General features: G+C 68.6%; 17 protein-coding genes and 1 pseudogene. 5 read left to right on the forward strand and 13 right to left on the reverse strand.

The features are described 5' to 3' along the window. The first annotated feature begins 193 nt into the window (after window positions 1–193). Together cobN and ACFQ9K_RS14805 are read left to right on the forward strand one after the other, a co-directional pair. Window positions 194–3,919, forward strand: a complete 3,726-nt coding sequence (gene cobN / locus ACFQ9K_RS14800) for a cobaltochelatase subunit CobN (RefSeq protein ID WP_378723303.1) — start codon at window positions 194–196, stop codon at window positions 3,917–3,919. A gap of 193 nt (window positions 3,920–4,112) precedes the next feature. After that, window positions 4,113–4,625, forward strand: a complete 513-nt coding sequence (locus tag ACFQ9K_RS14805; RefSeq protein WP_378723304.1) for a hypothetical protein — start codon at window positions 4,113–4,115, stop codon at window positions 4,623–4,625. A 94-nt stretch (window positions 4,626–4,719) separates the two neighbouring features. Here ACFQ9K_RS14805 and ACFQ9K_RS14810 read toward each other — a convergent pair whose 3' ends face one another. The 12 genes and pseudogenes from ACFQ9K_RS14810 to ACFQ9K_RS14865 all read right to left on the reverse strand — a co-directional run bounded on the left by ACFQ9K_RS14810 (window position 4,720) and on the right by ACFQ9K_RS14865 (window position 13,695). Next, the gene (locus ACFQ9K_RS14810; protein WP_378723306.1) at window positions 4,720–5,682 is read right to left on the reverse strand and encodes a helix-turn-helix transcriptional regulator; all 963 of its coding nucleotides are present in this window, start codon (window positions 5,680–5,682) and stop codon (window positions 4,720–4,722) included. Between the two features lie 69 nt (window positions 5,683–5,751). Continuing rightward, window positions 5,752–6,030: a hypothetical protein gene (locus ACFQ9K_RS14815; protein ID WP_150404621.1), complete on the reverse strand. Its 279-nt coding sequence runs from the start codon at window positions 6,028–6,030 to the stop codon at window positions 5,752–5,754. A gap of 146 nt (window positions 6,031–6,176) precedes the next feature. Next, window positions 6,177–7,145 (reverse strand): RimK family alpha-L-glutamate ligase, encoded by a 969-nt coding sequence (locus tag ACFQ9K_RS14820; RefSeq protein WP_378723308.1) that lies wholly within the window; start codon window positions 7,143–7,145, stop codon window positions 6,177–6,179. A 166-nt stretch (window positions 7,146–7,311) separates the two neighbouring features. Beyond that, the gene (locus ACFQ9K_RS14825; RefSeq protein ID WP_378723316.1) at window positions 7,312–7,947 is read right to left on the reverse strand and encodes a formylglycine-generating enzyme family protein; all 636 of its coding nucleotides are present in this window, start codon (window positions 7,945–7,947) and stop codon (window positions 7,312–7,314) included. Window positions 7,948–7,952: 5 nt separating this feature from the next. Further along, on the reverse strand, window positions 7,953–8,483 hold the full coding sequence (locus tag ACFQ9K_RS14830) for a GtrA family protein (RefSeq protein ID WP_378723309.1): 531 nt from the start codon (window positions 8,481–8,483) through the stop codon (window positions 7,953–7,955). Between the two features lie 391 nt (window positions 8,484–8,874). Beyond that, window positions 8,875–9,549 (reverse strand): cysteine hydrolase family protein, encoded by a 675-nt coding sequence (locus ACFQ9K_RS14835; protein ID WP_378723310.1) that lies wholly within the window; start codon window positions 9,547–9,549, stop codon window positions 8,875–8,877. Window positions 9,550–9,630: 81 nt separating this feature from the next. Further along, on the reverse strand, window positions 9,631–10,569 hold the full coding sequence (locus tag ACFQ9K_RS14840; protein ID WP_378723312.1) for an esterase/lipase family protein: 939 nt from the start codon (window positions 10,567–10,569) through the stop codon (window positions 9,631–9,633). 44 nt (window positions 10,570–10,613) lie between these two features. After that, entirely contained in the window at window positions 10,614–11,006 is a 393-nt protein-coding gene (locus ACFQ9K_RS14845) for a VOC family protein (protein ID WP_378723313.1), read from the reverse strand. Window positions 11,007–11,122: 116 nt separating this feature from the next. Beyond that, entirely contained in the window at window positions 11,123–12,292 is a 1,170-nt protein-coding gene (chrA, locus tag ACFQ9K_RS14850) for a chromate efflux transporter (RefSeq protein WP_378723314.1), read from the reverse strand. Further along, complete coding sequence (locus tag ACFQ9K_RS14855) at window positions 12,292–12,774, reverse strand: SRPBCC family protein (protein ID WP_378723317.1); 483 nt, start codon at window positions 12,772–12,774, stop codon at window positions 12,292–12,294. Before ACFQ9K_RS14855 ends, chrA begins: the two co-directional genes overlap by 1 nt. After that, window positions 12,775–13,056 (reverse strand): annotated as a pseudogene (locus ACFQ9K_RS14860) (ArsR/SmtB family transcription factor); the annotation flags it as partial. Window positions 13,057–13,137: 81 nt separating this feature from the next. Continuing rightward, a complete protein-coding gene (locus ACFQ9K_RS14865) occupies window positions 13,138–13,695 on the reverse strand; it encodes a TetR/AcrR family transcriptional regulator (protein WP_378723315.1) in 558 nt (185 codons plus the stop codon). 121 nt (window positions 13,696–13,816) lie between these two features. Here ACFQ9K_RS14865 and ACFQ9K_RS14870 point away from each other — a divergent pair, with 121 nt between their 5' ends. The 3 genes from ACFQ9K_RS14870 (at window position 13,817) to ACFQ9K_RS14880 (ending at window position 16,360) form a co-directional block, all read left to right on the forward strand. Beyond that, on the forward strand, window positions 13,817–14,386 hold the full coding sequence (locus ACFQ9K_RS14870; RefSeq protein WP_378983209.1) for a maleylpyruvate isomerase family mycothiol-dependent enzyme: 570 nt from the start codon (window positions 13,817–13,819) through the stop codon (window positions 14,384–14,386). A 312-nt stretch (window positions 14,387–14,698) separates the two neighbouring features. Further along, the gene (locus ACFQ9K_RS14875; RefSeq protein ID WP_378726389.1) at window positions 14,699–15,862 is read left to right on the forward strand and encodes an epoxide hydrolase family protein; all 1,164 of its coding nucleotides are present in this window, start codon (window positions 14,699–14,701) and stop codon (window positions 15,860–15,862) included. A 105-nt stretch (window positions 15,863–15,967) separates the two neighbouring features. After that, window positions 15,968–16,360, forward strand: coding sequence for a PPOX class F420-dependent oxidoreductase (locus ACFQ9K_RS14880; RefSeq protein WP_378726387.1), 393 nt, complete (start codon window positions 15,968–15,970; stop codon window positions 16,358–16,360). Between the two features lie 17 nt (window positions 16,361–16,377). Here ACFQ9K_RS14880 and ACFQ9K_RS14885 read toward each other — a convergent pair whose 3' ends face one another. Continuing rightward, entirely contained in the window at window positions 16,378–16,641 is a 264-nt protein-coding gene (locus ACFQ9K_RS14885; protein ID WP_357389415.1) for a helix-turn-helix transcriptional regulator, read from the reverse strand. Window positions 16,642–16,721 lie beyond the last annotated feature (80 nt).

The raw sequence follows: 16,721 nt of genomic DNA on the forward strand, positions 1-16,721 counted from the left end.
ACCCCGCGGCTCGGCAGGTAGCATCTGCATGCTCGGCGGGCGACGAGGAAACCGGTGGAAGTCCGGTGCGGTCGCGCCACTGTAAAAAGCCAGACCCTCTGGGTTTTACCCACCCGCCGGCGCCGCTGGCTGCCGACCCCGGTAGCCGAGCAGCAACCCCGATGGGCGCGTAACCCGAGGAAGGCCGTCACCTGTGATTCTGCTGCTGTCCACGTCCGACACCGATCTGCTGAGCGCCCGCGCGAGTGGCGCCGAGTACCGGTGGGGCAACCCCGCTCGACTGCTCGTGGACGACCTGCCCGCGCTGCTCGACGGCGCCGATCTGGTGATCGTGCGCATCCTCGGCGGCAAGCGCGCCTGGGAAGACGGCCTCGACGCGATCCGGGCCAGCGGCATCCCGATGGTCGCGCTCGGCGGCGAGATCGCGCCGGACGCCGAGCTGATGGAATGCTCGACCGTGCCCGGCGGTGTCGCCGCCGACGCCCACAACTACCTGGCCGCCGGTGGCGCGGAAAACCTGCGCCAGCTGCACAACTTCCTCTCCGACACGGTCCTGCTGACCGGACACGGCTTCGAGCCGCCGGTGCAGCTGCCGAGCTGGGGTGTGCTGGAACGAGATTCGGCCGAGCCGAGCGCCGACCAGCCCACCGTCGCGGTGATCTACTACCGCGCACAGCATCTCGCCGGGAACACCGGCTACATCGACGCCCTCTGCCGCGCGATCGAAGCCGCGGGCGCACGCGCCCTGCCGCTGTACTGCGCCTCGCTGCGCACCGCCGAGCCGGAACTGCTTGCGACACTGCGCCAAGCCGACACCCTGGTGGTGACCGTGCTCGCCGCGGGCGGCACCAAGCCCGCCACCGCCTCGGCCGGCGGCGAGGACGAGGCCTGGGACGTCGGCGCGCTCGCCGACCTGGATGTGCCCATCCTGCAAGGCCTCTGCCTGACCAGCGGCCGCGCCCAGTGGGCCGCCAACGACGACGGGCTGTCCCCGCTCGACGTCGCCACCCAGGTCGCGGTCCCCGAGTTCGACGGCCGGATCATCACGGTTCCGTTCTCCTTCAAGGAGTTCGACGCCGACGGTCTGTCCACCTACGTCCCGGATGCCGAGCGCGCGGCCAGGGTGGCGGGCATCGCCACGCGCTACGCCCGGTTGCGCCACATCCCCGCCGCCCGCAAGCGCGTGGTGCTGATGCTGTCGGCCTACCCGACCAAGCATGCCCGCATCGGCAACGCGGTCGGCCTCGACACGCCCGCCAGCGCGATCCGCCTGCTCACCGAAATGCGCGCCGCCGGTTACGACCTCGGCGCGCCCGGCGAGATCCCCGGCCTGGACGAGCAGGACGGCGACGCGCTCATCCACGCGCTCATCGCCGCAGGCGGCCAGGATCCGGACTGGCTGACCGCGGAACAGCTGGCGGGCAACCCGATCCGAATCAGCGCGGCGGCCTACACCGCGTGGTTCGACACCCTGCCCGAGGACCTGCGCGAGGCCATCGTCGAGGCCTGGGGTCCGCCGCCCGGCGAGCTCTACGTGGACCGCTCCGCCGACCCGAAGGGCGAGATCGTCATCGCCGCATTGCGTTTCGGCAATGTCGTGCTGATGGTGCAGCCGCCCCGCGGCTTCGGCGAGAACCCGGTCGCGATCTACCACGATCCGGATCTGCCGCCCAGCCACCATTACCTGGCCGCTTACCGATGGCTCTCGGGGCGGGCGGACGGCGGAGCCGGCGGGGCGGGTGAGCAGAGCGCCCTCGACGGTTTCGGTGCCGACGCGATAGTGCACCTCGGCAAGCACGGCAACCTGGAGTGGCTGCCGGGCAAGACGCTCGGCATGTCCGCCTCCTGCGGCACCGACGCGGCCCTGGGCGATCTCCCGCTGATCTACCCGTTCCTGGTCAACGACCCGGGCGAGGGCACCCAGGCCAAGCGCCGCGCCCATGCCACCCTGGTCGATCACCTGATCCCGCCGATGGCCCGCGCCGAAAGCTACGGCGACATCTCGCGATTGGAGCAGCTGCTCGACGAGCACGCGAACATCTCCACCCTCGACCCGGCCAAGCTGCCCGCCATCCGTCAGCAGATCTGGACGCTGATGCGCGCGGCCAAGATGGACCACGACCTCGGCCTGGCCGAACGCCCGGACGAGGACGTGTTCGACGACATGCTGCTGCACGTCGACGGTTGGCTGTGCGAGATCAAGGACGTGCAGATCCGCGACGGTCTGCACATCCTCGGCCAGGCGCCGGCCGGGGAGAGCGAGGTCGACCTGGTGCTGGCCATGCTGCGCGCCCGTCAACTGTGGGGCGGCGAGCGCAACGTGCCCGGTCTCCGCGAAGCGCTGGGGCTGGACGAGTCCGGCACCGAGGTCCGCGGTCGCGTCGACGTCGTGGAGAGCCAGGCGCGCGGACTCGTCGCCGCTCTGCAGGCGGCCGACTGGTCGGCGGAGGCGGTCGATCGACTCGTCGACGAGTTCGCGGACTCGCTCCTCGCCACCACGGCCGATCGGCCCGCCGCGCAATCGCCCGCTGCCGCGCACACCGACGCGGGCGCGGTCCTGACCACCGACCCGCGGCTGGCCGCGGTGCGGGCCGTACTCCGTTTCGCCGCAACCGAAGTCGTCCCGCGCCTGCGTCAGACCACCGTCGAGGTCGACCGGGTGCTGCACGCGCTCAACGGCGGCTTCATTCCGGCGGGTCCCAGCGGTTCGCCGCTGCGCGGCCTGATCAACGTCCTGCCGACCGGCCGCAACTTCTATTCGGTCGACCCGAAGGCCGTCCCCTCGCGCCTGGCCTGGGAAACCGGTCAGGCGATGGCGGATTCGCTGCTGGAGCGTTATCTGGCCGATCACGGCGAGTACCCGCGCTCGGTGGGGCTGTCGGTGTGGGGCACCTCGGCGATGCGCACCTCCGGCGACGATATCGCCGAAGTCCTTGCGCTGCTGGGCGTCCGGCCGGTGTGGGACGAGGCGAGCCGCCGGGTAACCACGCTCGAGGTGATCTCGCTCGACGAATTGGCCCGTCCGCGTATCGATGTCACGGTCCGCATCAGCGGCTTCTTCCGCGACGCCTTCCCGCACGTGCTCGCCCTGCTCGACGACGCGGTGCGGATGGTCGCCGAACTCGACGAGCCCGCCGAGTCGAATTACGTTCGCGCGCATGCCGAGGCGGACCTGGCCGAGCACGGTGACGCCCGCCGCGCCACCACCCGCATCTTCGGCTCCAAGCCGGGCACCTACGGCGCGGGCCTGCTGCAGCTCATCGATTCCAAGAGCTGGCGCACCGACGACGACCTCGCGCAGGTCTACACCACCTGGGGCGGCTACGCCTACGGGCGCGACCTGGACGGCGCACCCGCCGCCGACGACATGCGCACCGCCTATCGCCGAATCGCCGTGGCGGCCAAGAACACCGACACCCGCGAACACGACATCGCCGACTCCGACGACTACTTCCAGTTCCACGGCGGCATGGTCGCCACCGTGCGCGCGCTCACCGGCAAGAACCCCGAGGCCTACATCGGCGACAGCACCCGGCCGGACGCGGTGCGCACCCGCACGCTGTCCGAGGAGACCTCCCGGGTCTTCCGCGCCCGCGTGGTGAACCCGCGCTGGCTGGAGGCCATGCGCAGGCACGGCTACAAGGGCGCGTTCGAGATGGCCGCGACTGTCGACTATCTGTTCGGCTACGACGCCACCACCAATGTGGTCGCCGACTGGATGTACGAGAAGCTCGCGGAGAGCTACGTTTTCGACGAGGTGAACCGCAAGTTCATGGCGCAGTCCAACCCGTGGGCGCTGCACGGCATTGCCGAGCGGCTGCTGGAGGCCGCCGAGCGGGACCTGTGGGAGCATCCGGAGCAGGCGACGCTGGATCGGTTGCGTCAGGTCTACTTGGAGACCGAAGGAGAATTGGAATAGCCCGGAAATCAACCCCCCAATTATCGGGGGAGTTTCGAATTACCTGATCTTGCAAGGCAATTCGATCTGCCGAATTCGCTCGACAATGCTCTTGTGTGGAGCGCATGATCGATGGTGTTCCATGGCCGTTTCCAGGGAAACGCCGATCGAATCGGTTAGATGATTGGAAAGCCTTATGAATATCAGGAAGTTTGTGGCAACCGCGGTTCTCACCATTGCCGCCACGGGCGTCGCCGCCGCCACCGCGCACGGTCAGGCCGAAGTGGCCGACGCCGCGTTCAACGGCATCGATCACGGCGTCGCCTACACGGCGGCGGTCGCGCCCGACCACTCGAGCGCGACGCTCACGCTGGCCTCCGGCACCTTCGTGCTGACGCCCGATCAGGGCGTCTCCGTGCTGGCACCGGACGGGGCCGTGGTCGCGACCGTGCCGACCACCCTGCGGTCGGTGTCCGGTCAGCAGGTACAGGTCGCGCCGGAAGTGAACGCCGCCGCAACCACGTTGACGTTGACGCCGGTCGGCGCGGCGAGCCCGGAGCCGGGTGCGCCGCAGTTCATCGGTGACGCGGGCACCACCGTGGCCGGGGTGTTGATCGGCTGCGCGATCGGGTTCTTGATCGGCTTGATCTTCGCCATTATCGGGGCCATCCCCGGCTGCATCATCGGCGGAATCATCGGTGGCATCGCGGGTGCCAACCAGCCCTGACCGGAAATTACGACGGTGATCCCCCGGCCGCGCTCGGCATATTCCGCCGGTCCGGCCGGGTATCGCTTTTTCGGCGAATTATGCTGCGCCGGAGTTATCCTCGGTGACCGGCCGCCCTGCGGAATCGCTCGGCGGTCGCCAGCAGCTGGTCGGCCAGTTCGGGGGCGTCCAGCACGTCGAACTCGACGTCGGCCAGGGCCAGGTAGTACGTGAGCAGTCGCGGCGAGTCCGAACCGGCCTGCACCACACAGTGTTCCGGCCCGTCCGGCTCGACCGTCACCGCCGCGGGCAGCCGCGCCCGGATCGCCTCGGCCGGCGCGGCCATCCGTACCGTCGCACGATAACGCCAGGTCGCCGCGCCGACCCCGCGCTGCACCCGCTCGGCGATCTCCGCCTCCGGCACCGCACGCGGGGTGAACCGCGGACCGTTCGGCGTCTTCGGGGTGATCCGATCCACCCGGAACGTGCGCCAATCGCCGGGCCCGGGATCCCAGGCCGCCAGATACCAGTGACCGCGCCAGTGCACCAGCCGATGTGGCTGCACATCGCGGCGAGACGGTGTGCCGGAATGGGATTCGTAGTCGAATCGCAATCGCTCGCTCGCCCGGATCGCGCCCGCGACGGCGGTGAGCACCGCGGCGTCGACCGTCGGCCTGCCCACGCCGGGCACGTGCACGGTCGCGGAAGTCAACGCCTGCACCCGATTACGCAGCCGCGACGGCAGCACCTGCTGCAACTTCACCAGCGCCCGCACCGAGGTCTCCTCGATCCCGGTGACCGCGCCGTTGGCCGCGGTGGCCAGCCCGACCGCGACCGCGACCGCCTCGTCGTCATCGAGCAGCAGCGGCGGCAACGCGGAGCCCGCGCCGAGCCGATAGCCGCCCGCCACGCCGGGGGTGGCGTGCACCGGGTAACCGAGTGTCCGCAGTCGCTCGATATCGGTGCGGATGGTGCGGGTCGACACCCCGAGGCGTTCGGCCAGCGCGGGCCCGGTCCAATCACGACGCAGTTGCAGCAGCGACAGCAGCCGGAGCAGTCGCGCGGAGGTCTCCAACATGCGTCGATCATCTCAGCAATCGCGGAAGGCATCGTTCCGCGATGGTCCGGCGCGACGGAGTCGCCCCGCTCAGCCGACCACCGCGTTCATGATCGTGCCCGCGCTGGTGGCGACCACCCCGCCGATCATCGCCCCGGCGATCATCTTCGGCGAGTCCAGCGGACCGCCCTGCCACTTCTCCCAGGCGAACCGTCCACCGGCATAGGTGATTCCGCAGACCCCGGACAACAGCACCAGCCAGGTGAGGTAGCGGACCATCTGCAAGATCTTGTCCGAGACCGGCGGCGCTTCCGGGGTCGGATTGCCGATCTGCGCGAGGAGGGCGTCGTGCACAGCGAAGATGACCATGAATACGCTCGCTTCGGGGTCGATGTGGCACCTGATCGAGCTGCCACTGGCGCGTTGTCTGGGTGATAGCCATGCCTGTACCGGACAGTATGTGCGGCGCCGTTGATTTCGTGGAGCGTACGGAAGAACCTGTCTGGTATGTCCGATCAGCGGTGTGGGCGCAAGGATTCGGGCCGCGCCGGCCCGTGCGCGGCGGCATCGGTGAGGTGCGCGAGCACGAACGGAACGGTCACCGTTTCGAATCCCTGCGGAACGTCGAGCACGGGATGCACATTCACCTCGAACACCGCGCCGCCGCGTTCGGGCACCAGATCCACGCCGCCGAACGGTAGCCCGACCGATGCTGTCGCCTGCACCGCGAGCTCGCGGAGGTGCTGAGGGAGTGCGTCGGGTGCGAGCACGGTCGAGATCGCGCCCCTCGACTCGTTACCGGGGGCGTCCGGGTCGTGCTGCACGTGTTCGCACACCCGCAACACCCGCTCGCCGAGCACGACTACGCGGTACTGATGGCGTCGGCCGTGCTCGTCGAAGTTGTGCGCGTCGCGGGAGAGCAGCCAGCCGCTGCCGATCCGCCGGTAGTGCTCGCACGCCGCGTGCAGTTGCGCCGCGGTGGTGACGTGGAAGACGTCGTGTCCGCCGAAGCCGACGGCCGGCCGGGTCCACACGTTGCGTCCGAGTCGGTCGAAGGCGGTCAGCGCGGCGGCCAGGGTCGGGCGATCCAGGGCGAGCGAGTCCGCCTGGGGAATGCCTGCGGCGCGGAAGCACTCGACCGTGTGCCGCTTGTCGGTGGCTCGGCGCCACGCCCGCGCGTCGGCGCCGAGGCAGGGAATGCCGCTGCGGGCCACGTCCGCTTGGAAACGCGTGAATCGACACCGATCGGCCGGCGGTATCTCGTAGACGATGAGCACGGACGGCCGCACATCGAGCGCCGCGGCCGGGAGCACGAGCCGACCGCCGGGGCGCACGGTTCCCTCGCCGCCGTCGTAGAAATCTCGCGCGTCGAGAATGAGCGGCGCGGCGCCGGTGACCAGTTCGACGGCGCGGGCCAGCTGGCCCGAACTGCCTTCGGTAGAGCTGTGATCGGTCAATACCACGACGTCGCTGGTACTTCGCATCGTGCATCACGTCCTGCGGCAGGGGCGAATCCACTATCGAGACAGTGTCACTCCGCGTCGCTGCGGTGACCACGGCCGATGCCACACCGGCTGATCGTAACCATACCGGACCAGCGGCCTGCCGAAAGCTATTCGGCTGCAACCGAAGTCCGAGGTTCGCGCGGAATCAGGAACGCGCGAGCCGGAATCCGACGTCGTCCAGGCGCAGCGTCGGGTGACTGCGCCTGCGCACCGAGGCGCGGCAGCTCCAGTGCTCGTCGAACCAGCCGCCACCGCGCAATACCCGGTAGGAGCCGTAGATTTCGGCATCGTAGATGTCCCAGCACCAGTCCCAGGTGTTGCCGAGCATGTCGTACAGGCCCCAGGCATTGGGGCGCTTGCCGCCGACCTCGTGCATATGCTCGTCCGAATTGCCCCGGTACCAGGCGATCTCGTCGAGCTCGCCGTACCGCGGTCCGGTGCTGCCCGCGCGGCACGCGTGCTCCCATTCGGCCTCGGTGGGGAGCCGGTAGCCGTCGGCGTCGACGTCCCACTCGGCGTTCTCGTCGTCGAGCCGATACGCGGGCGTCAGGCCCTGCCGGGCCGAGAGGGCATTGCAGAACCGCAGGGTGTCCCACCACGAGACGCTGTCGACCGGAAGCCGGTCGCCGCGGACGCTGCCCAGCAGCTGGCCGGTGACCTGCTCGTACTGCTCCTGGGTGACCGGGACCGCGGCCATCCGGAAGGGCGCGACCTCGACCGTCCAGCTGGTGCTGGTGCGCCGATCCGAGAGCGTCACCGTTCCCCGCGGGATGGTGACCAGCATGGTCAGGCTCGCGTTCCGGAGACCGGTTCGTCGTGTTCCAGGGCGGGCCGCACGGGATCGGGGAAGACGAACTTGCGCATCGCCCACCAGCGGAAGACGGTGGCCAGCAGCGTGCCGATGATGGTCGCGCTGACGAAGTCGGCGATGTTCTCCACCACCACCGAGACGTGCGGGGTGCGCAGCTGGAAAAGGTAGCTCGACACGGCCAGCGGCAGCTGGTTGATCACCATGCCGATGCTCGCCACCAGGAAGAACAGCGCCGCTTCGTGACGGCGCTCACGTCCGCCGCGCGCGGTGAACGCCCACTCGCGGTTCAGCACGTAGGAGACCACGGTCGCGATCAACACCGCGACCACGTTCGCGGTGACCGGCTTGCCTTCCAGGACAGTCCATTTCAACCCGAAGAAGAGCACCATGGTGGTGACGAAGGCGATCGCTCCGACGGTCAGGAATTTCAGCAACTCCGCGTTCCGCACGAACACGGACAGCATCCGGCTCGGGACGCGAGCGGCGACGATCTGGGCCAAGAACATCGGGCCAGGTTATCCGAGGGCCAACCGGGCGGTAGCGGGCGGACCGTTGCCGGGCGGCGGCCCGGCGGCGAATTCTCGGTGCGCGGCAGGTGACGACGAGCGGAACAGTTTGGGCACGTTTCGCCGGCGGCGTTGCTATTTCGTTATCTGCGAACGGCTTTCGGACGGCGTTTCCGGTGCAGGCAGGTCGGTTCGTTGCCAGTACAGCTGCACGGGCGCGCATCCTCACCGTTCGCGGCCTCGCTCGGTGCGCCGAACGGCCGGAAGTGTGAAAGCCTCATGTATCGAGGCCGGGGCCCAGAGGAAATCGCTCGGACACCGGTCGGCACGACGGCAGGGGCTTCAGCTATCCGCTGAGGCCCCCGCAGTGTTTCCGGACACAGTTCTCGGGCTACACCGCGGGTCCGCGCCAATACTCGGGGTCGCGTCCGTAATCACGGGTGGTGTAGGCGCGGTCCCACGGTGCGTCCGGGGCGAGCAGCTCGCGCCACGGGGCCACCTCCACGTAGAGGACGCGCATGGCGTTCAGCGAGCCGTAGTGCAGTGCGGGCCCGTCGGTGGTGACCGCGTCCTCCGGCACGGCGACCTCGAAATTGCGCTCCAGGGCAGCGCGCACGGTCGCCTCGACGCAGACATTGGTTTGCAGGCCCGCGACGACCAGGCGGTGCACGCCGAGGTTGCGCAGCAGCGGCTCCAGCTCGGTGTAGGCGAAGAAGCTGTGCCGGGTCTTGGCCAGGACCAGGTCGCCCTGCTCGGGCGCGACGGCGTCCATGATCTGGGCCTTCCACGCCTGGTATTCGCCGGACAGTTCCGGGAGCAGGTGCCTGCGGTGCTGGAAGTGGCGACGCGGGCGCGGTCCGATGCCGACCAGACCGGTCTGGGCCGCGACCATGCGGGAGTAGATGACCGGGAAGTCGCGGCGCCGCGCCCGCGCGGCCAGGGCGGCGCATTCGCCGACCACCTCGTGGAGGCGCCAGATCGGGGGCCAGCCGAGGGCATCGCGGACGCCGTCGTCGGCGATGTAGGTGTTCTGGAGGTCGATCATGAGGACCGCGGTCTCGATCATCGGCGTCCTCCGCGTGCGTCGAGGGAACCCTGCCTTCGACTGTAAGGACCGCGCGGTGGGTGACGCCGGGAAACGGCGCGATCAGACGCCGGGTGGCGCTTGCGAAGGAGCGCACGGGATTTGGCGGGGCGTGCCGGGGTCGAGGGCGTGCAGGGCGAGCGCGGTGACGGTGGGGTCGACCGAGACGGAGAGATGGCCGGCTCGGTTCACCGGGCAGATGTCTTGCAGGACAATGTTCGTCGCGTTCGGGGCCGGGCGCACACCGCTGGTGTAGGGCTGGACCTGGATATCGGTGGTGGTGACGATGTTGGTGTAGTGCACATTCGGCGCGTAGACGCCGCTGGCCTGGAGCCGATCGATGAAGTCGGATCCGGTGCGCAGATCCGCGCAGGCGGCGCAGGTGGGGTCCAGTGCCTGATAAACGTCGCCGGGGACGCCCAGGATCGATAGCGGTGAATCCAATGGGTCGGTGATGGCGGTGCCGTTCCAGATCGGCGCCAGGTTGATCGACTGGCCGACGGCCGTTGCCCCGCCGCGGAACTGGAGGTATCCGGCGCTGACCAGCGTGCCCTCGGACCAGCTGAGCAAGTCTACGCGCTCGGTTCCGGTCGCCGCGCGCACTCGATCGACGAATTGCTCCAGTTCCGAACTGGATTCGTCGATCGGCGCGCGACCGCCGATGCCCGCCGCGATTCCACGATCCGTCGGATACACGCCGTAGGTCAGCGCGAAGACGCAATAACCTTCGTTGGCGAGCAGGGGAGCGAAGGTCTGCCAACTGTTTTCGCCGTTGCCGCTGAGGCCGTGCACCAGCACGACCGGTCGCGGATGCGCCGCCGAAGGAACGCAGTCCCAGTTGTTCGCTCCCGGTGGCGCGCCGGGCGGTGCGGTGGTCACGCTCGCGGAGACCATGGCGGCCAACGAATAGGGGACCGGCAGCGGGTCGGCGGACGCGTTGCCGAGGATCAGCGGGATGGTGGCGGTCACCGCCGCGATGACGATCATTGTTCGACGCAGCACTGCTACTTCCTTCGGTAGAGATTCCGGCCCGGGAGCGTTGGCGCTCAGGCGTATTCGACGGGCGCCCCGATCTCGACGATCACGCCGTTGGGGTCGCGGATGACGGCGACTCGTTGTCCCCACGGGCGTGTCGTCGGGGCCAGCGCGCTATGCGCGCCTGCCGCCAGCGCGCTGCGGTAGGCGTCGTCGACGTCGGCGGTCTCGAGGAATACCCGAAAAGCGTTGGCGGGGCCTGGTTCCGCGAAGTCCTCGATCTTTTTCCAGTGTTCGATGGTGAGGCTCGGCGCCGAGGGGCCCGGCGTCCACACGCCCCGCCCGAGGACCACGAACGTGCCGTCCGGGTCCGCGAACACCGTCCCCAGCCCGAATGCCGTTTCATAGAACGCCGCCGCCGCATGCACGTCGTCCACCATCAGCGTCACTCCACCGAAGTGCATCGTCTGCTCCTCTGGATAATCTTCAGCTATTTGGTAAGAAGGATTACCATATAGTAGCTGTAGGGGATTTTCCAGAGTTTCGACGAAGGAGCCGCAGAAGCTGGATCGCGCGGGGATTACCCGATCGGCAGGTGTGCCAGTGCGGCGGCCACACCCAAGGTCCCGGCGCCGAGCAGGGTGCTCACCACGCCCCGGCGCAGGCCGAGTAGCCAGCCTGCCGCGAGGGCGAGCACGGCGAACTGCCACAGGTGGGTCAGGGCGGCCGCCAACCGGACGGTCGACCCGCCGATCGCGCCGATCACCGCGGGACCTGCGCCGTCGAAGAATGCCTGAACCGTTGCGCTGGACCGCAGGCGCCGGAAATACGGCGCACCGGCGACCACGAAGAGAAAGGACGGCGTGAACGCGAGCAGCGCCGCCAGCAACCCGCCGGCGATTCCACCGGCCGCGTAGCCGACCACCGCGACGGTCTGCACCACCGGGCCCGGTGTGATCTGCCCCAGCGCCACCGCGTTGAGGAACTGGGCGTCGGTCATCCAGTGATAGTGATTCACCGCGTCGGCTTGCATGAGCGGGATGATCACGAACCCGCCGCCGTAGGACAGCGCACCGACCTTCACCGCCACCCACGCCAGCGCCCCCAGGCCGGTCAGGCTCACCGGAGCGAACGCGAGCAGCGCGGGCAACTGCGCAGCGCGCTCGGACCGCAGGCGAGTTCGGACGCAGACTTCGATCGTTCCGCAGCCGATCAGCACCAGCACCAACCACGGACCGAGCACAATCGTTGCCGCGCCGCCGAATACAAGGTACGCGGTCCAGCGCAGCCGTTGACCGGGCCGGTCGGCGCGGGCCCGGCTGGCCGGGATCAGGCCGATGGCGGCGTGCGCGGCCACCGCCGCGACCGCCGCTCCAGCCCCGGCCGCCGCGCCGGTCACCCACCGCGGCGGCGTGCCGGACAGGAACAGCGCGGCCAACCCGAGGATCAGCACGAGCCCGGGAACGATGAAGCACAGCGCGCCGACGACCGCCCCGGGCACGCCGCGCAGCCGCCACGCGCACAAGATCGCCAACTGGGTGGACGCCGGACCGGGCAGCAGGTTCGTCGCCGCGATCCCGTCCTCGAATTCCGTTGCGCTGAGCCACTTCCGCTCGGTCACGCACAGCCGGCGCAGGAGCAGGATATGGGTGGGCGGACCGCCGAACCCGATGCACCCGATCCGGGTCCACTCCCGCGCGATCGTGACCAGTCCCACTCGTCCGGGCTGGTCGTCGATCGCTGGTTCCATCAGGCCTCCTGGTCGGCCACGTCGAGGTAACGCTGTAGGTACAGCGGCCAGCCTGCCTCGTTGTCGACGCCGGCGCGAACCGCTTCCCACCCCTCGCCGTGGCGTTCGATATTGCGGTGTTCGAGGTCGACCCGGGTGCGCTCGGGGCCGTCGGCGGTGAAGGTTACCTCCACCTCGCTGGTCTTGCCGGGATCGGTCTCGATCTCCCAGCGGGCGTTGATATCCCAGCTGAATACCAGGCGATTCGGCGGCTCGTAGGCGAGCACTCTCGCCCAGCGGCACTCGCTTCCGTCCTCGCCGCGATCGTAGATGTGCCCGCCGACGCGCGGCTCGAATACGGTCTCGGCGATCGGCGAGGACAGCAGGTTGTGTTCGCGCGGCTTGATCGCGTCGAATCGTTCGACGAACACCGCGAATGCCCGTTCCAGCGGCGCGTTGACCACGATCTGCTGCCGCACCGGTTCGGCTTGGGTTTGGGTCATGTCTTCTCCTGAATGTTGCTCGACCACTTGTTGATACGTCGCGAGGGCGCGTCCCCAGAACCGGTCGAGCTGCGCGCGCAGCGCGTTCATTCCCGCCGGGTTCAGGTAGTAGATTCGGCGAGTGCCGGCGGCCTGGTCCAGAACCAGCCCCGCGTCCTTGAGCACCTTCAGATGCTGCGAAACCGCGGGTCGGCTGATCGGCAACTCGCGCGCGAGTTCACCCACCGCCTGCGGCTTCTCGGCCAGGCGCTCCACGATCGTGCGCCGCATTCGATCGGCCAGCGCACCCCATTCATCTCCTGCTTGGTAAGTTTCTACGAACCGTAAGTCAACGCTTACCGATTGGTGTTGTCAAGGGTGCGGCTATGGCGAGGCAGCCAGTCCGGCCGCGTTGCGCATGGCCGTGCGACCGCGTTGGGCGGCGGATTCGTCGTCGAGTAACTGAATTTCCTGGTTGATCGCCATGGAGATGCCGATGAGCACCGTGGCGATCTCCTCGGGTGGGCGCGGGGAGGTGCTCGTTTCATCCTGTGCCGCAGCGATTTCGGCAATGAGAAAGGTGCGCCAGTCGGTCACGACCTCCCGCAGGCGATCCCGCAACCTGCCGGGCCGCCCGTCGAGCTCGGTCGATGCCGCAGTGACCAAGCACCCTCCGGGAAAAGGACATTCGGCCAGATAGTCGATCCATGCATCGATCAGCCGGGCCAGGCGTGCCGGGCCCGGCGGCATCGCTGCCAGCGGGGCGAGAACCGCCGCCCGAAAGATCCGCCCGGCCTGTTCGAGCGCGGCGCTCTGCAGGTTGTGGCGAGATCGGAACGGGCCGATGACGCCCGCCTTGCTCATCGAGAGCTGCTCGGCGAGCGACCCGATCGTGAGACCTTCCAACCCGATGCGCGACGCCTCCTCGACTGCGGCCTGCACGATTCGATCTCGGGTGCGGGCCGCTTCGGCGAATGAGCTGCGTGGGGACATCTACCCAAGATAACAGTCAGTCGTTCGCTATTCTCATAGCGAACGACTGACTGTTAAAAGGAGAGTGCCTGTGACTGACCTGCTGCGACTCGACGCGACGGCCTTGGCGCTGATCGCACACGATGTGGCCACGGTTGCCGACGCGGACATGGATGCGCCGACCCCGTGCGCGGGCTGGACCGTCGCGGACCTCATCGGTCACATGAACGAACGCCACGAGGCGGTCATCGCATCGATTCTGGGACCGATCGATGACCAGGCCGACAATCCCCGCGACGATTTCGCGCGTACGTCCGCGCGGTGGGTGGTCGCGATGGAACAGGCCGGCGATGTCGTCAACCTGCCGCAGCGCGGCCCGTTGGCCACTGACACGGTGCTCTCCGTCCATTTCGTCGATATGCTCGTGCACCGCTGGGACCTGTCCCGTGCGTTGTCCCGCCCCTGCCCGGTCCCGGAACGTCTCACCGACTCGGCTCTGCCGATCGCCCGGTCGATCACCGCACCGGGCAGCGCGCTCAACGGCCCGGATGGCGTCTACCGACCCCGGGTGGAGCCGGGTGGACCGCTGCCCGCACTGGACACCATCGCAGCCCTGCTCGGCCGCGATCCCCGGTGGAATGCCGCGGACGGCCGGCGATAGCGCACGCGCGGATACGCGTGCACCGTCAGCGGATTGCGCCGGAATCAGTGGCCCGGCGCGAATTCGGCGACCGACGCGGTCACCACCGGATGACTCAGGCTGGCGACGGCGTCAACGGCGCTCGAGCCGGTGCGTTCGGTCGTTGCCGTTACCCACCGGTTCGGGGTGGGGCAAGTCGGGTGCGAGTGAGGGATTGGGTGGCTGACTGCCGTCGGCCCTGTCTGTGCCGGGGAATTGATCGTCAAACAAAGTCCGAAGGAAGATTCGAATTGCGGAAGCAGGTCTTCCGCAATACCCGGAAAGGTAGTTCGCATGACGAATACAGCGATCAGTCCCTTCCGTATCGACATCCCGCAGGCCGAGATCGATGAGTTGCGTGCGCGATTGGCGCGGGCTCGGGTGCCGTGGGTGGTGCCGGGGATCGAGAACGATTGGGGGCGGGGCATTGTGCCTGCTTATCTCGCGGAGCTGGCGGAGTATTGGCGCGCGGGGTTCGACTGGCGGGCGCAGGAGGCGAAGCTGAATGCGTATGACCAGTTCACCACCGAAATCGACGGGCAGACAATCCATTTCTTCCATGTGCGGTCGGCGGCGGAGGGGGCGGTGCCGTTGCTGATCACGCACGGGTATCCGGGGTCGGTGGTCGAATTTCTCGACCTGATCGGGCCGTTGACGGATCCGGTTGCCTACGGGGGTGATTCGGCGGATGCGTTCCATGTGGTGATTCCGTCGTTGCCGGGCTTCGGGTTCTCCACGCCGTTGGCGTCGACCGGGTGGGAGTTGTCCCGGACGACGGATGCGTTCGCGGAGTTGATGACTCGGCTGGGGTATGCGAGGTTCGTGGCGCAGGGCGGGGATGTCGGCGCGGGGGTGACCGGACGGTTGGCGGCGGTGTATCCGGAGCGGGTGATCGCGACGCACGTCAACAGCGATCGAGGCACGCTCGGATTGGTGGGGGAGCAGTTGCCGATGCCGGACGGGCTGACCGGCGAGGAGCTGGCGGCGATCGAGGAGGCGCAGGCGCGGTGGTCGGAGCAGAAGGGTTACCTGGTGCTCCAGACGACGCAACCCAACGCGATCGCGGCCGCGTTGACCGATTCGCCGCTCGCGCAGCTGGCGTGGATCGCGGAGAAGTTCCAGGTCTGGACCGATCCGGCGCGGCCGAGCGGTGAGGCGGTGGATCGCGACATCCTGCTGACCAACATCAGCATCTACTGGTTCACCCGCAGTGGCGCCTCGGCCGCGCAGTTCCTCTGGGAGACAGCGCATTCCGGCATGGACTGGGTGATGCCGTCCGGAGTGCCACAAGGGTGGGCGGTGTTCAATACGAGTCCGCTCATGCGCAGGGTGATGAACCCGGGCGGCTACATCGAGCACTTCACCGAGTACGCCGCGGGCGGGCACTTCGCCGCGTTGGAGCAGCCGCGGCTGTTCCTCGAGGATGTCCGGACGTTCTTCCGCGCGCATCGAGGCTGAGGCGCGCGGGGTGCGCTGCGCGCCGCGGATACGTCGCGGCGCGTAGCCCGGATCTGGGCTCACGGACGGATGTCCGGCCACCTCCCGCGACCTACCGTTGTCGCCATGACATGGAATGAGCTGGGCGCGAGCACATTCGCGCTGCTGACGACCTACAAGAAGGACGGCACCCCGGTGGGGACGCCGGTGTGGGTCGCGCCGGACGGCGACCGGATCGTCGTGTGGACCAACCCGGCGACCTGGAAGGTCAAGCGCATCCGCCGCAACTCGGACGTGACGCTGCGATCTTCTGATGCCCGGGGCCGCCCCAAGGGCGAAGTGGTGTTCGCGGGAACTGCCACGGTCCTCGATGCGGATGGCACGCAGCGAGTGCGCGACCTCATCTCCCGCAAGTACGGAATCATCGGAACGTCACTCATCAAGCTGCACAAGCTGTTTCGTGGCGCGGACGCCTCGATCGGCCTCGCCGTCACCCGGCGACTGGACCCCGGCGAGTAGCGCGGTTGTGGTCGGGGTCAGGCGGATTCGGCCAGGCCGGCGGCGCGCCAGGTGTCGGCGAGGTCCTGGAGGGGGAGGTCGAGGGTGAGGCTCAGGGCCACGACGGTGCCGAAGGCGGGGGAGGGGAGGCGGCCGGTCTCGATCTTGCGCAGGGTCTCCGGGGAGATGCCGGCCGAGCGGGCGACCTCGATGAGGTCGCGGTCGGCGCGAGCCGCGCGCAGGGCGGTGCCGAGGCGGCGGCCTGCGTCGATCTGGGCCGGGGTCAACGGGAGACGGACCATGCCGATCAGGGTATTGGCGGTATTTAAATACCGCAAGTACATGTGCATACGTAGATATGCGCATCTATTGATGTGCGGAC

Source organism: Nocardia sp. NPDC056564 (genome assembly GCF_042793755.1).
Lineage (GTDB): Bacteria > Actinomycetota > Actinomycetes > Mycobacteriales > Mycobacteriaceae > Nocardia.